The following is a 16,554-nucleotide window of genomic DNA, read 5'->3' on the forward strand; positions in this document are numbered from 1 at the left end:
CGGTATATATATTATTTTTGATAAATTAAAATAGTAATATTTTATGAAGTTAGTATTGTTGAAATAGGGATTTCAATAATGAATCTTCGTAGAGCCGGATTGTTGCGAGTGGATATATATTGTTATGTTTTCGTCTATAAGTAGACGGATAGCAAATATATAGGAAGGAGAAAGGTACAAGATATGAAGAAATCGTTGAAGTGTTTTAATGTCGTAACAATAATCGCACTTCTCCTATCCATCACCTTGCCTTCACCTAGTGCTTTTGCAGAGATACATAAGAAGAGCTGGGATGAGTTACAAGGAAATGATGTGAGAATTAAGGCAGAGCAAGTAAATGCTGAGATATATAGGGGAGAAGTAGCTGAGAGGGAGCACGTATTTCAATATACGATTGAAAATACGGGAGATACACCAATTCAAGAATTGGTACTTAAACAAAATAATGAAAATGAAATTATGTTCCTCTCGCAATCTATGAAAGTAAACGGAGAGAAGTTACCTGAAAATAAAGTAGCGGATTTCTATGTAGAGGAAAAAGATAAGGGAGGAAAGCTTCTTTCTTCTAATCTTAAAATTCGAGATTTAAAATCACATGAAAAAATGACGGTGTTAATAAAAGCTAGTCGCACGCAGCAGTTTAATAAAGAGTACAAACAAAAGATTAGTGTGCAAAAAAATCAAGTACAAATAGGGAGCATGTCCGTTGATGTTGAAGGGATTCCCTCTGAAGAAAAGGTAGAAGCTAATGCTGATGATGAGGCTGACAGTAGTAAGAAAGAAGTAGGTCCATCAGCTGATAGTACAACTAAAAAAGTTGATGAAAAGCTAAAAGTATCTGTAGAAGATAAAAATAAATCTACATCAAAAACAGAACTGCCAAAACAACTAGTAGCTGAAGATGAGAAACAGCCAGAAAAAGAGGCAGCAAAGCAGAGTAATGCAGAAGTACAAGCTGCGTCAGAGAATGCTTCAAAGGTTCAAATTCAGGTAGGGGATAAGCAAGGGTTTGGAGATCCTCTGTATTCTACAATTGCTGCTGGCGATTTAGTGCAGACTGGTAATGTGACGCTTGGTTTGAAAGATAATCATTATACGAGATTGAGTATGGGCAAGCAATCAAATAAAACAACAGTCAACGTTGATAATGATGTCACGACATTTAATTCATCAACAGGAGCTTTTCCTAACATCCCTGCTGGAAGTAAAGTGAAAAAGGCGTATTTATTTTGGACAGCAGCTATGGGGACGCCAAATTCTACATATAAAGATTATAGAGTTAGCGATGAAGATGTAAGGCAGCCCGTTAAAATGAAGATGGGAAATAAAGAATATGCGGAAGTAAGTGCTGACAGTATACGAAAAGCGAATTCTTTACCGTATATTTCGAATTACTCGGGGAGCGGTGCAGGATATGTTGCGTATGCTGACGTAACAAATGTAATTGCAAAACAAGGTATTTCTCAAACAGTGACAGTTGCAAATATACCACAAATTAAATTCGAAAATGGTGGCGGCTATTACTGGGGTAACTGGAATCTTATATTAGTGTACGAAAACTATAAAGAAACCGTAAAAGATATGAAGATTTGGGAAGGTTTAGTTGCCCAAAAAGATGCAGTTAATTGGACTGGAATTAACATTAATCATATCAATACTCCTAAAGATGGTGCCTTTAAAGCGAAATTCAGCTATTTCTCCTCGCAAGGTGATCCAGCTGAAGATAAAGGAATTGTAAAAGATGGATATGCGTATGATTATGGGGAATATGATTTTGGTTATGGATATGTAAAGTTAAAGAATATTGACGGAAAAGATGATGATGTTAACGATTCTACTATGACAGAAATACAAGTAGACGGTACTAACGAGTTTGTTACGAAAAAATATCCAGGATATAATCCAGATTGGACAAATTCATTTAGTACAGATATTCATACGTATCATCTTGAAGGACCAAGCCAAGTTAAAAATGATTTAACATCTGGAAATATACATTTTAAAGCAAAGTATGCGACAGGTGATATTTACGTATTAAACAACGCCACATTCGTTACAGAACATAATGCTCCAAACTTACAAGTAGATAAAAAGGCATTAGATAGTACCGGAAAAGAAATTAAGGAAGTTAAAGCTGGCGAAGAGATTACGTACAAAATTGAAGTGAAAAATGATACGAAGAACAATCAAGCGCCAGTATCTAATGTAAAAGGCTTTGATAAATTAGATGATCGATTAGAGTATGTCCCGGGATCAATTCAATATGTTACTGGTAGCAATACAGGACAAAAAACAGATGATGCAAGCGATGATGAAGCAGAGTTTGTAAATAATCAAATTGATTTCCGTATTGGTGAAGGGGCAGATGCTAAAGATGGTGGTGTTTTAAAGCCTGGTGAAAGTGCCATTCTTACATTTAAGGTGAAAGTGAAAGAATCTATAAAATCAGATACAACAGTAAAAAACGTCGTTGCTGTAAAGGGACAAGATAGTGCCGAGATAAAGTATGAGAGTGAAGACGATGCAAATGTTACGGTTACGATTCCAAAAGAGGTTCCTGGAGAAATAGAAGCGAGAAAAATAGCTTCTAATAAATCACCGAAGTTAGGTGATGAGGTAGAGTATCGTATTACATTTAAAAATAAAGTTAAAGATGGACGTCTAGATGTATTGACGATTGAAGACGAGTTACCAGGTAGTCTTGAGTATGTGAAAGATAGTTTGAAAGCAGAAGGTGAAAAACCAGAGCCAGTAGAACTGAAATTTGAAAATGGAAAAATCATTGCAAAGTATCCAGCAATTACGGATATGGAAGAAAGAAGTATTGTTTTTAAAACAAAAGTAAAAGAAACTGCAAAAATTGGTGAAGAAATTGTTAATAAAGCAATTGTTAGTGATAAAACAAATCCATCCAAGAATATAGAAGAAAAGATTACACCGCAGCATAAGGCCGGCAAGATTGATGCAAAGAAAAAAGCAACAAATAAGAAGCCGAAGCTAGGAGAAGAATTTGAGTATCAAATTAGCTTCAACAATACGGTGGAAAACGGAAAACTAGAGGCCGTTACAATAGAAGATGAAATTCCAGCTAACTTAGAATTTATTCAAGGTAGTGAGAGAACTGAAGGTGCTGGACCAAATCCAGTAGAGTTAAAAGTAGAAAATGGTAAGATCATCGCAAAATATCCAGAGATTACGGATACGAAAGAGCGAAGCATCATTTTTAAAGTGAAAGTAAAAGAAGAAGCAAAAGCAGGAGAAACAATTGTTAATAAAGCAGTTGTGAGCGATCCGAATGTTCAGTCTGAGCATCCAGAAGAAAAGATTACGCCAGGTTATAAAGACGGTAAAGTAACCATAGATAAAAGCGTAACAAATCAAACACCAAAACTAGGAGAAGAAGTGGAGTACCGCATTACATTTCATAATACGGTAGAAAACGGAAAGCTAGAAAAGGTAATGATAGAAGACACGTTGCCTGCAGGTGTTGAATACGTGAAAGATAGTTTGAAAGCAGAAGGTATAAAACCAGAGCCAGTAGAACTAAAAATGGAAAATGGCAAAGTAACTGCAATATATTCAGAAATTACGGATATGGAACAAAGAAGTATTGTTTTTAAAGTGAAAGTAAAGGATTCGGCAAAAGTAGGAGAAGCAATTGTAAATAAAGCAATTGCAAAAGATCCGAAACATGATCCTGTGGATGCAAAAGTTGTTATTACACCGCAAAGTAAAAAAGGTGAAATTGCTGCTACAAAGGTAGTTAATAATGAAAAGCCAAAGCTAGGAGAAGAAATCGAATATCGAATTAGTTTTCATAATACGGTAGAGAATGGAAAACTAGCAGAGGTGCGAGTAGAAGATATGATCCCAAAAGGTCTTGAATATGTAGAAAATAGTATTAAGGCTGAAGGGGAAGCTCCGGGACCAGTGGAATTAGCAGTTGAAGCTGGGGTAGTTAAAGCTAAGTATATCGATATTACGGATACGAAAGAACGCAGTATTGTCTTTAAAGTAAAAGTGAAGGAAGAAGCAGAAGTAGGCAAAGAAATTGTGAATAAAGCAATTGTTGATGATACGAAACATCAACCAATTGAGCCGGAAGAAAGAATTACTCCACAATATAAAGATGGGATAATTGATGCGACTAAGATAGTAGATAATCCAACACCGAAACTAGGGGAAGAAGTGGAATACCGAATTAGCTTTAAGAATACGGTAGAAAACGGAAAACTAGAAAAGGTAACGATAGAAGATACAATCCCTAACGGTTTAGAGTATGTAAAAGGTAGTGAAAAGGCGGAAGGCGATAAACCGGTTCCAGTAAAGTTACATGTGAAAGATGGAAAAGTTATCGCTGAATACGAAAATATTACGGATATGAAAGAAAGAAGTATCGTCTTTAAGGTAAAAGTAAAAGAAGAAGCGGAAGTAGGCAAGGAGATCGTCAATAAGGCAATTGTTGATGATACGAAAGATTCAAAAGAGCCAGAAGCAAAAATTACGCCATTACACAAAGACGGAAAAATGAAAGCAAAGAAAAGCGTAAATAATGAAACGCCGAAGTTAGGAGAAGAAGTAGAATACCGAATTAGCTTTAAAAATACGGTAAAGAACGGAAAACTAGCAGAGGTGAAAATAGAAGATACGTTACCAGAAGGTGTAGAGTATGTAGAAAATAGTTTGAAAGCAGAAGGTGCCGGACCAAATCCAGTAGAGTTGAAAGTGGAAAATGGTAAGGTAATGGCGAAGTATCCAGCAATTACGGATACAGAAGAAAGAAGTATTACTTTTAAAGTAAAAGTAAAAGAAGAAGTAAAAGTTGGTGAGAAAATCGTCAATAAAGCAATTGTTGATGATACGAAACATGATCCAATTAACCCAAAAGCAGAAATTACTCCTCAGTATAAAGACGGAAAAATTGAAGCGAAAAAGGTAGTAAATAACCCATCACCGAAGTTAGAAGAAGAAATCGAATACCGAATTAGCTTTAAAAATACGGTAGAACATGGAAAGCTAACAGAGGTAATAATAAATGATGATTTACCAAATGAATTAGAGTACGTAAAAGATAGTTTAAAAGCAGAAGGCTCTAAGCCGGATCCAGTGAAATTGAAAGTGGAAAACGGTAAGGTAGTGGCGAAGTATCCAGAGATTACGGATACAAAAGAGAGAAGTATCACTTTTAAAGTGAAAGTAAAAGGTAACGTGAGCGATACAATTGTCAATCAAGCAATTGTGAGCGATACGAAACATCCGCCAGAAACACCGAAAGCAGAAATTATTCCGCAGCATAAAGAAGGAAAAATTGAAGCGGAAAAAGTAGTAAATAATCTATTACCGAAGTTAGGAGAAGAAGTAGAATACCGAATTAGCTTTAAAAATACGGTAGAAAACGGAAAACTAGCAGAGGTAAAAATAGAAGATACTTTACCAGAAGGTTTAGAGTATGTAGAAAACAGTTTGAAAGCAGAAGGTGCCGGAACAGATTCAGTAGAATTGAAATTTGAAAACGGTAAGATACTGGCGAAGTATCCAGAAATTACGGATACAAAAGAGAGAAGTATCACTTTTAAAGTGAAAGTAAAAGATGAAGTGAAAGTCGGTAAAAAAATCGTCAATAAAGCAATTATTGATGATACGAAAAATGAGCCGGAAACACCGACGGCAGAAATTACTCCGCAACATAAAGATGGAAAAGTTAAAGCGGAAAAAGTAGTAAATAATCCATCACCGAAGTTAGGAGAAGAAGTAGAATACCGAATTAGCTTTAAAAACACGGTAGAAAACGGAAAACTAACAGAGGTGAAAATAGAAGATAGTTTACCGAATGGCCTAGAGTATGTAAAAGATAGTGTGAAAGCAGAAGGAGCTAAGCCAGAGCCGGTAGAACTGCAAGTGAAAGATGGAAAAGTAATTGCTAAATATCCAGAGATTATGGATACAGAAGAAAGAAGTATCGTCTTTAAGGCGAAAGTAAAAGAAGATTTCAAAGTTGGTGACGGCATTGTCAATAAAGTAGTTGTTGATGATATGAAAGATCCAACGACTTCAGAAGTAACGATTACACCAGAATATAAAGACGGTAAGCTGAAAGCTGAGAAATTTGTAAATAATAAGAAGCCGAAATTAGGAGAAGAAGTAGAATACCGAATTAACTTTAAAAATACGGTAGAAAACGGAAAACTAGTAGAGGTTAAAGTAGAAGATGAAATTCCAGCTGGACTAGAGTATGTGGAGAACAGTGTGAAAGCAGAAGGTTCTAAACCGGATCCAGTAGAACTGAAATTTGAAAACGGCAAGGTAATGGCAAAGTATCTAGAAATTACGGATACGAAAGAAAGAAGCATTGTCTTTAAAGCGAAAGTAAAAGAAGAGGCAGAAATAGGTAAGGAAATTGTCAATAAGGCAATCGTAGTAGATACAAAAAATGAGCCAGCAGAACCTTATGTGGAGATTACTCCGCAATATAAAGACGGTAAAGTTGTTGCTCAGAAAGTGGCGAATAATCATAAGCCAAAACTAGGAGAAGAAGTAGAATACCGAATTCGTTTTAAAAACACGATAGAAAACGGGAAACTAGCAGAGGTAAACATAAAGGATACATTACCAAAAGGTTTAGAGTATGTAGAAGGCAGCATCACGGCAGAAGGTTCTAAACCGAAACCAGTAGAACTTAAAGTTGAGAATGGAAAAGTAACAGCAAAGTATCCAGCAATTACAGATACAGAGGAAAGAAGCATTGTCTTTAAAGCGAAGGTAAAAGAAAGCGTAAAAGTGGGAGAAGAAATCGTAAATGAGGCGATTGTGGATGATACAAAGAATGTACCAGAAGAGCCTTATGTACCGATTACACCGCAATATAAAGATGGGAAAATTGAGGCAAGAAAAGAAGTAAGTAATCACGAACCGAAGCTAGGAGAGGAAATCGAATATCGAATTATTTTTAATAATACGGTGAAGGATGGAAAGCTAGCAGAGGTGAAGATAGAAGATGAAATTCCAGCTGGTTTAGAGTTTGTACAAGGCAGTGAAAAGGCGGAAGGTGACGAGCCGAAACCAGTAGAGTTGAAAGTAGAAAATGGCAAGGTAATCGCAACATATTCAGAGATTATTGATACGAAAGAAAGAAGTATTGCTTTTAAAGTAAAGGTGAAAGATTCAGTTGCAATAGGTAAGGGGATTACAAATAAAGCGATTATTCATGTGGATGATCCAAATCACCCTATAATTGAACCGACAGCTAAAATTACACCTCAATATAAAGATGGTAAAGTTAAAGCTGATAAAAAGGTAAGTAAAAAAGATCCAAAGCTGGGAGAAGAAATTGAATACCGCATTTCATTTAGTAATACGGTGAAAGATGGAAAGCTGGCAGAGGTGAAGATAGAAGATGAAATTCCGTCTGGCTTAGAATACGTGAAAGATAGTCTAAAAGCAGAAGGTGATGAGCCGGCGCCAGTAGAGTTGAAAGAAGAAGCTGGTAAGGTTACCGCGAAGTATGAAAATATTACTGACACGAAAGAAAGAAGTATTATCTTTAAAGTGAAGGTGAAAGATTCAGTTGAAGTGGACAAAGCAATTGTAAATAAAGCAATTGTTGATGATACAAAAAATCCACCAGAGCGACCAGAAGTAGATATTACACCGCAGCATAAAGACGGTAAAGTTAAAGCCGATAAAAAGGTAAGTAAAAAGGATCCAAAGCTAGGAGAAGAAGTAGAGTATCAAATTCGTTTTAAAAATACGGTAGAAAACGGAAAGCTAGCAGAGGTGAAAATTGAGGATCAATTACCAACTGGTTTAGAGTATGTGAAGGATAGTTTAAAATCAGAAGGTAATGAACCTAATCCAGTAGAGTTAAAAGAAGAAGCTGGGAAAATTACAGCGAAGTATGAGAATATCACTGATACAGCGGAGCGTAGTATTAGCTTTAAGGTGAAAGTAACGGAAACAGCAAAAGTTGGTAAGAAAATCGTGAATACGGCAATTGTGGATGATGATAATCCGAAGAATCCTCCGCAAAAACCAGAAGCGATTATTACACCAGAGTATAAAGACGGAAAATTAAAAGCTGATAAAACAGTAAATAATCCAGCTCCAAAATTAGGAGAAGAAGTAGAATATCGAATTACATTCCGTAACGTAATTGAGCATGGAAAAGTAGCAAAGGTGAAGATTAAGGATGAATTACCAAATGGCTTAGAGTTTGTAGAAGGTAGTGAAAGAGCTGAGGGAGAGAATCCGAAACCGTTGCATGTGAAAGTGAAAAACGGAATTGTTCTTGCAGAGTATCCAGAAATTACGGATACAAAAGAGAGAAGCATTGTCTTTAAAGTGAAAGTGAAAGAAAAAGCTAAAGTAGGCGAAGAGATTGTGAACAAGGCGATTGTGGAAGATACAATAAATCCACCAGAGCAACCGAATATCTCTATTGTGCCTCAATATAAAGATGGTGCATTACAAGCAGAAAAAACAGTAAGTAATCATGAACCGAAGCTAGGAGAAGAAGTAGAATATCGAATTAGCTTTGAAAATACGGTAGAGAACGGAAAACTAACTGAGGTAAAGGTAGAAGATGAAATTCCAGCCGGTTTAGAATACGTACAAGATAGTATAAAGTCGGATGGGCCGGAACCACATCCAGTAGAACTTAAAGTTGAGAATGGAAAAGTAACAGCGAAGTATCCAGAAATTACGGATATGAAAAAAAGAAGCATCATCTTTAAAGTGAGAGTACAAGAAACGGTACAAGTAGGAAAAGAAATTGTAAACAAGGCGATTGTTGATGATAATAATCCAACGACTCCGCCAGTTGAGTCACTTATACCAATTACGCCACAATATAAAGATGGGAAACTAGAGGCAAGGAAAGAAGTAAGTAATCATGAACCGAAGCTAGGGGAAGAAATCGAATATCGAATTACTTTTAACGGCACAGTAGATGGCGGGAAGTTAGTTGATGTGAAAATTGAAGATGAAATTCCAGCCGGTTTAGAATATGTGAAAGATAGCCTGGAGGTTGTAGGTGATAAGCCTGTACCAACAGAGCTTACAGTAGAGAATGGAAAAGTAACAGCGAAGTATCCAAAAATTACGGATACGAAAGAAAGAAGTATCATCTTTAAAGTGAAGGTAAAAGAAACAGTAAAAGTTGGAGGGGAAATAACAAATAAAGCGATTATTCATGTGGACGATCCGAACCATCCAGTTATAGAACCGACAGCGACAATAAAGCCAGAATATAAAGCTGGTAAGTTAAAAGCAACGAAGGCAGTAAGTAATAAAGAACCGAAGCGAGGAGAAGAAGTAGAATACCGAATTAGCTTTAAAAATACGGTAGAAAACGGAAAAGTAGCTGAGGTAAAGGTGGAAGATGAAATTCCAGCTGGTTTAGAATACGTGCAAGATAGTCTTAGATTTGAAGGTGCTGAGCCAAATCCAGTAGAGTTAAAAGTGGAGTTTGGAAAAGTAATCGCGAAATATCTAGACATTGCGGATATGAAAGAACGGAGTATTATTTTTAAAGCGAAGGTAAAAGAAACGGTTAAAATTGGTGAGGATATCGTGAATACGGCGATTGTGGGAGATACAATAAACCAACCAGAAGAACCGATTGTTTCAATAACACCGCAGTATAAAGATGGTATGCTTGACGCAAAAAAAGAAGTAAGTAATAAAGAACCGAAGCTAGGAGAAGAGGTCGAATACCGAATTAGCTTTAAAAATACGGTAGAAAACGGAAAACTAGCAGAGGTGAAAATTGAGGATCAATTACCAACTGGATTAGAGTATGTGAAAAATAGCGTAAAAGCTAAAGACGCAATAGAAGTAAAAGTAGAGAATGGAAAGCTAACTGCAAAGTACGAAAATATTATAGATACAAAAGAAAGAAACATTACTTTTAAAGTGAAAGTAAAAGAAAAAGCCGGTGAAGAAATTGTAAATAGAGCAATTGTTGATGATGGAATAAATCAACCGCTTGAACCAACAGTCTCAATTAAGCCGAAAGAGCCAGAAGTGAAACCGGAAGATCCAAAAGAGCCAGAAGTGAAACCGGAAGATCCAAAAGAGCCAGAAGTGAAACCGGAAGATCCAAAAGAGCCAGAAGTGAAACCGGAAGATCCGAAAGAGCCAGAAGTGAAACCGGAAGATCCGAAAGAGCCGGAAATGAAACCGGAGGATCCGAAAGAGCCGGAGGTGAAACCGGAAGATCCGAAAGAGCCAGAGGTGAAACCGGAAGATCCAAAAGAGCCAAAGGAACCAGAGGTGAAACCAGAAAATCCAGAAGTTAGATTGGAAAAATTAATTAAAGAGCCGCAAGTAAAAGTAGAAAGAGAATTACCGAAAACAGGGGCAGAATCTCCATTGATGATGTCAGTTGGTGCGGGAATTTCATTCTTAGTTGGTGGAGTATTATTCATATTAGGTAGAAGAAGAAAACAATAATTCTTTTTTAGGTCAAAAGCACGATGAGTTCGATCTTGTATCGGATTCATTGTGCTTTTGTTTTTGATATATAAATAAAGCTCCTTCCATACATGGAAGGAGCTTTATTTTTGTATATTAAAACATACTAGAGCTATGCATCGGTTGCAGTTTTGCGCTTGGATCGAAGTAAGCTTTTGCATTGTTTACTGCTGTTGGTGCTTCACCGAAGCCGCAAGCAATGAGTTTTACTTTTCCTTCATATGTACAAATGTCACCAGCAGCGTAAATGCCAGGAATATTTGTTTCCATTTTCGAATTCACGAGAATGCTGTTTTTTTGTATATCTAAGCCCCAGTTTTTAATTGGGCCAAGGGAAGAAACGAAGCCGTAGTTTACGATTACATCATCAACATCGATGATAATTTTTTCTTCCGTTTTTACATGCTGAAGAACGACTTGTTCAATTTTGTCATCACCAATGAGTTCTACTGGAACGTACGGTGTGCTTACTTCTGCACGAGAGTTCATTAAGCTTTCTACGCTATGTTCATGCGCACGGAATTTATCACGGCGATGAACGATTGTAACCTTGTCAGCGATTGGCTCTAACATCATTGTCCAATCAACAGCTGAATCGCCGCCGCCAAATACTACGACGCGCTTACCAGCAAATTTATTCATATCATCAACGAAATAATGTAAGTTTTTCTTTTCATACTTTGCTGTTCCTTCTAATTCTAAGCGGCGTGGTTGGAAAGCACCATTGCCAGCAGTAATAATTACTGATTTAGAATAGTGAGTTTGCTTATTTGTAACAAGTTTAAATATACCGTCAGCTTGTTTCTCAAGCGTATCAACAGCTTCTTCTAAACAAACGGTTGGATCAAATTTCTTCATTTGCTCTTTTAAGTTATCAACTAACTCTTGTGCACGCACTTTCGGGAATCCGGCTACATCATAAATGTATTTTTCAGGGTAGAGCGCGGATAATTGTCCTCCAAGCTGAGGTAAGCTTTCAATAATTTTTACACTTGCTTGTCTCATACCACCATAAAATGCTGTGAATAGTCCTGTTGGACCACCACCAATAATCGTTATGTCGTAAACTTTTTGATTTTCTGCCACTTTCATTCCCCCTATAGATGGAATTTTGATATTGATTTCATATATTGTTCATATGTACACGAAAATCCTGCAAATGATGACACTTTCAAATAAATGATAGCATATTTGAGTTCATAATACTTCTGAAAACGACTGAATTGTGTGTAAGTTTTCGCATAGATGTTTTTTACATTGTATAAAATATACAGAAAGGAAAATACATGAAAAAAAGGCTAAAAAACCCTTGAAAACGCTATGTTATTTTAAAATATTGATAATTCTCCAGACGCTTGAATTCTGGAATAAAACCGACTAATATAGGGAAGTATTATGTTAAATTTCTATGACAAAATTCGTACGATTTTTTGACTGCGTTTTGTTATGATATAGAATGTGATAAATTCCACATTCTTGACAAATAGAGTTTTTAGTACTTGGTATTATTTTTTATTACTATTATATAAAGAAAAGGGTTGTGATTTGGTGAAGACTCCAAAAATCGTAGTTTTAGGTGCAGGTTATGGCGGGATGATTACGACTGTTCGTCTGCAAAAAGCATTATCTGTAAATGAAGCTGAAATTACGTTAGTAAACAACAACAGCTATCACTACCAAGCGACTTGGTTACACGAGAGCGCAGCTGGTACATTACAAGATGAAAAAATCTGTCTAGATATTCAAGACGTTATTGATACAAATAAAGTGAACTTTGTACAAGACACAGTAGTAGAAATTAAAGCTGCTGAAAAACGTATTATCTTAAAAGATGGCGAGTTAGAATATGACTACTTAGTAATCGGTCTTGGTTTCGAATCAGAAACGTTCGGAATTACAGGATTAAAAGAGCATGCATTCTCAATCGCTAACATTAATGCAACTCGTCAAATTCGTGAGCATATGGAAGCTAGTTTCGCTAAATATGCAACTGAAAAGCGCGATGAGTTAGTAACAATCGTTGTTGGTGGTGCTGGATTTACTGGTATCGAGTACGTAGGTGAGCTTGCAAACCGTGTTCCTGAACTTTGCAAAGAGTACAATGTACCACGTGAAAAAGCACGTATTATCTGTGTAGAAGCTGCTCCAACAGCACTTCCAGGTTTCGATCCAGCGTTAGTAGAATATGCTGTAAAACAACTTGAGAAAAAAGGCGTAGAATTCCGCATCGGTACAGCAATTAAAGAAGCAACTGAAGAAGGCATTATCGTTGCAAACGGTGATGATACTGAATTAATTAAGTCTGAAACAGTAGTTTGGGCTGCAGGTGTTCGTGGTAATGGTATTGTGGAAGAGTCTGGCTTTGAAGCAATGCGCGGACGTGTAAAAGTTGATGAGTACATGCACGCTCCAGGATACGAAGATGTATTCATGGTTGGTGACGCAGCGTTAATCATTAACGAAGAAATTAACCGTCCATACCCACCAACAGCACAGATCGCAATTCAACAAGGTTACAACATTGCGCACAACTTAACTGTGTTAGTTCGTGGTAAAGGCGAAATGAAGAAATTCGTATTCGACAATAAAGGATCTGTATGTTCTTTAGGTCATGACGATGCAATGGGCGTTGTTATGGGCAAAAAGTTAACAGGTTGGAAAGCTTCCTTCATGAAGAAAGTTATCGATAACCGTTATCTATTCTTATTAGGTGGACCTTTATTAGTTCTTAAAAAAGGTAAATTAAAGTTCTTTTAATATATAGTAGAGAAAGCAGAAACGGCTAAGAGCTGTTTCTGCTTTTTTCATTTAAAAAATATAGTATAATATATAAAAAAGAAAGAATATTCTGTCCGTTCTAATGGAGGAGGGTATGACATCATGGAGAAGCGAGGAAAAGTATGGTTAGCTGTCAGTGGTCTAGTAGCTACAAAAGATGGCAGGTGGTTATTCGTTAAGAAGAAATACAGTGGGTTAAAGGGGAAATGGTCTTTACCGGCTGGTTTTGTAAATGAAGGTGAGACTGTTGATGAAGCTGTGAAACGTGAAGTGTTAGAAGAGACAGGTATTGTCGCTCATGTGAAGGGGATCATTGGTGTTAGATCGGGCGTGATTCGCAATGAGATTAGTGATAATATGATTATTTTCCTTTTGGAGCCTGAAGGGGAAGAGATTATTGTACAGGAGAAGGAATTGTCTGAAGTAGCGTTTCTACATCCAGATACGATTGCGGACGATCCAAATACGTCTGTACTTATTACATATTTGTTAGAAAGACAATCAGAATTACATCTTGAAATGGACAAAACATTAAATCCAGGAGAGCAGTTTGGTTATACAGCCTATCACGTATTTACGGCACATACGAAGGAGAGGGAGAAAGAGTGAGTATACCGGTATTACTTATTTCAATGATGTTATTTTTCATTTTGTTTTTTGGAATTGGATTTTTACTTAATATGATATTGCGAGCGACATGGGTAATGGTTATTGTATATCCGATTGTTTGTATGCTTATTATTAATAAGGCGAGTATGTGGGATTATTTTTCAAAGCCAAAAGAAACATTCTCTTCATTTGGGACAAGTGTATCGCATTTAGGACAAGCAGATGTGTTTATTTTATCTACTGGATTGATTGGTGCTGCTTTAGCGGGAATCGTTATTAAGAAACTTCGGAAAAGCGGATATCAAATGTTTTAATCTCCAATGCAATTGGAGATTATTTTTTTGCATATTCTTTCATCGTATAGGGAATGATTAACGATGAAGGAGTGTGGAATATAAAAATGTTAAAACGATATTGTATTCGCATTATGATGACTTGTTTACTTGCAATTGCATTATGCGTAACATGGAATGCTTTCACAGGAGTTTCTTTATTAGAGATTGTAAAGAAATATGAGGGAACGAGTGCAAAAGAAGTACATGCAGCAGAAGTTAAGAGAAATGTTGCTCCGAGTAAAGAAGTGATAAATGCTTTAGAGCAGGCAAATGACTGGTCTAAATATCGTTCAATTGAAATGACTGCAACAGGTTATACATCGGGAATTGAGTCAACTGGTAAGAGGCCGGGACATCCGGAGTATGGTATTACATATTCAGGTGTTAAGGCGAAACGGGATTTATATTCCACAATCGCAGCGGACCTACGCGTGTTCCCAATTGGAACAATTTTATTCGTACCAGGTTATGGGTATGGTGTAGTAGCTGATAAGGGCGGTGCAATAAAAGGAAACCGTCTTGATTTGTATTATGATACAGTGAAAGATGTTTATAGCCAATGGGGTAAGAAAAAAGTAAATGTGTATATAGTTAAGCTAGGAAATGGTAAGTTGTCAGAAGAAGAGTTAACGATGTTAAATCAAGATGAAACGATGCAAGTGTTTCGTGGTCAATATTTAAAACAAAGATAGTCTAGTGGTAAGTACGCTAGACTTTTTTTATGTTATATAGGATGTAACAGAAGTTAGAATTGTCGCATTTTATCGAAAATAAAGTTATAATAAAGATAGAGTAGAGAAATTTAGGGGGTCTGAACATGTTTCACGTACAAAAAGAATTAGGAAGCCATGAAGCGCTGATTGTTGCCTTATTTGAAGAAGAGCAAACGAGTAGTTTTGTACAAGAACTGGACAAAGCGTTTGAAGGACAATTACAAGTTTTATTAGAAGAGAAAGAACTTTCTACGAAGAAGAAAGCTATTTCAAAAGTACATAGTTTAGGAAAAACAAATGTGAAACGCTATTATTTCGTTGGTTTAGGTAAGAAAGAATCTTATACGACAGAAACATTACGTGCAGCTCTTGGTAAGGCATTTAAAACATTGCAAGCAGCAAAAGTACAAGACGCAGCAATCTTGCTTGATTCTTTCGTAACAGAGAAATTAGACGCGATTGATGTCGCTCATATCGCAGCAGAAGTACAAGGCCTTGGTACATATGAGTTACAAACGTATAAATCAGATAAAAAGGATCGTGTGGAGCTAGAGAAGTTCACGGCTATTACAGCGGAAGATACACAAGAAATTGAAGCTGCATTAACAGTTGGCTACGTACATGGACGTGCAACAAATTCAGCTCGTACACTTGTAAATATGCCGCCAAACGTATTAACAGCGACAAAGCTCGCTGAGTATGCTGTTGAGTTAGCTGAGAAGTATGATATGGATTATAAAGTTCTTGAGAAAGAAGAGATGGAAGAGCTTGGTATGGGTGCGTTACTTGCAGTAAACCAAGGTAGTGTAGAGCCACCAAAAATGATCGCTCTTATTTATAAAGGAAAAGAAGAGTGGACAGATGTTATTGGATTCGTTGGAAAAGGAATCACATACGATACAGGCGGTTATTCTTTAAAACCACGTGAAGGCATGGTCGGTATGAAAGGTGATATGGGCGGTGCGGCTGCTGTATTAGGTGCGATGGAAATTATCGGTGAACTTCGCCCAGAGCAAAATGTAATCGCTGTTATTCCATCAACAGATAACGTTGTAAGTGGTACCGCATTTAAGCCAGACGATGTAATCACATCTATGAGCGGAAAAACAATTGAAGTATTAAATACAGATGCAGAAGGTCGCTTAGCATTAGCTGACGGTATTACGTATGCGAAAAAATTAGGTGCAAACTATCTAATTGATGTTGCGACATTGACAGGTGGTGTAATTGTTGCACTTGGAAATCATACGACAGGTGCAATGACAAACAATGAAGAGTTATTCGAGCAAGTGCTAGAGGCATCTATGGAAACAGATGAATCAATTTGGCAATTACCGATTTTTGATCGTGACAAAGAACGCGTGAGAAACAGTAAGTTTGCTGATTTAAATAACTCACCAGGCCGCGAAGGACATGCGGTTATGGCAGGTACATTCCTAGGTGAATTCGCTGAAGATACACCTTGGGTACATTTAGACATCGCTGGAACATCTGAATCATCAGGAGCGCATGATTTAGGACCAGCTGGAGCGACAGGTGCAATGGTACGTACACTTGCAACGCTTGTTGAACGTTTCGGCGAAGAATAAGATCGTAAGAGAGGGCTGTTCCTACATTTTGGAACAGCCTTTTTTATTGATATATGGTGT

The 16,554-nt window shown here is 36.8% G+C and carries 7 protein-coding genes; 6 read left to right on the top strand and 1 reads right to left on the bottom strand.

The genetic code is table 11. From position 1 onward, the window contains the following. The first annotated feature begins 183 nt into the window (after positions 1-183). Positions 184-10,449 carry an isopeptide-forming domain-containing fimbrial protein gene (locus tag MR070_RS23340; protein WP_242262089.1) on the top strand — a complete coding sequence of 3,422 codons (10,266 nt, stop codon included), beginning with the start codon at positions 184-186 and terminating at the stop codon, positions 10,447-10,449. A 117-nt stretch (positions 10,450-10,566) separates the two neighbouring features. On the opposite strand, the gene MR070_RS23345 is transcribed toward MR070_RS23340, so the two are convergent. Then, the gene (locus tag MR070_RS23345; RefSeq protein WP_166688319.1) at positions 10,567-11,556 is read right to left on the bottom strand and encodes an NAD(P)/FAD-dependent oxidoreductase; all 990 of its coding nucleotides are present in this window, start codon (positions 11,554-11,556) and stop codon (positions 10,567-10,569) included. 462 nt (positions 11,557-12,018) lie between these two features. Between MR070_RS23345 and MR070_RS23350 the strand changes: the two genes are divergently transcribed. The 5 genes from MR070_RS23350 (at position 12,019) to pepA (ending at position 16,494) form a co-directional block, all read left to right on the top strand. Then, entirely contained in the window at positions 12,019-13,227 is a 1,209-nt protein-coding gene (locus MR070_RS23350) for an NAD(P)/FAD-dependent oxidoreductase (protein WP_000856616.1), read from the top strand. A 123-nt stretch (positions 13,228-13,350) separates the two neighbouring features. Continuing rightward, on the top strand, positions 13,351-13,857 hold the full coding sequence (locus tag MR070_RS23355) for an NUDIX hydrolase (RefSeq protein WP_000415311.1): 507 nt from the start codon (positions 13,351-13,353) through the stop codon (positions 13,855-13,857). Beyond that, positions 13,854-14,171: a YuiB family protein gene (locus tag MR070_RS23360; RefSeq protein WP_000027014.1), complete on the top strand. Its 318-nt coding sequence runs from the start codon at positions 13,854-13,856 to the stop codon at positions 14,169-14,171. The genes MR070_RS23355 and MR070_RS23360 overlap by 4 nt, the downstream gene beginning before the upstream one ends. Before the next feature lie 86 nt (positions 14,172-14,257). Continuing rightward, positions 14,258-14,884 carry a 3D domain-containing protein gene (locus MR070_RS23365; RefSeq protein WP_014481775.1) on the top strand — a complete coding sequence of 209 codons (627 nt, stop codon included), beginning with the start codon at positions 14,258-14,260 and terminating at the stop codon, positions 14,882-14,884. Between the two features lie 125 nt (positions 14,885-15,009). Next, positions 15,010-16,494, top strand: coding sequence for a cytosol aminopeptidase (gene pepA / locus MR070_RS23370; RefSeq protein WP_000469183.1), 1,485 nt, complete (start codon positions 15,010-15,012; stop codon positions 16,492-16,494). Positions 16,495-16,554 lie beyond the last annotated feature (60 nt).

This window comes from Bacillus cereus group sp. BfR-BA-01453, assembly GCF_022662915.1.
Lineage (GTDB): Bacteria > Bacillota > Bacilli > Bacillales > Bacillaceae_G > Bacillus_A > Bacillus_A paranthracis.

Coding starts and splice junctions, on each gene's coding strand:
- MR070_RS23340 (WP_242262089.1), top strand. CDS start 184: ATGAAGAAATCGTTGAAGTGTTTTAATGTCGTAACAATAATCGCACTT.
- MR070_RS23355 (WP_000415311.1), top strand. CDS start 13,351: ATGGAGAAGCGAGGAAAAGTATGGTTAGCTGTCAGTGGTCTAGTAGCT.
- MR070_RS23365 (WP_014481775.1), top strand. CDS start 14,258: ATGTTAAAACGATATTGTATTCGCATTATGATGACTTGTTTACTTGCA.
- pepA (WP_000469183.1), top strand. CDS start 15,010: ATGTTTCACGTACAAAAAGAATTAGGAAGCCATGAAGCGCTGATTGTT.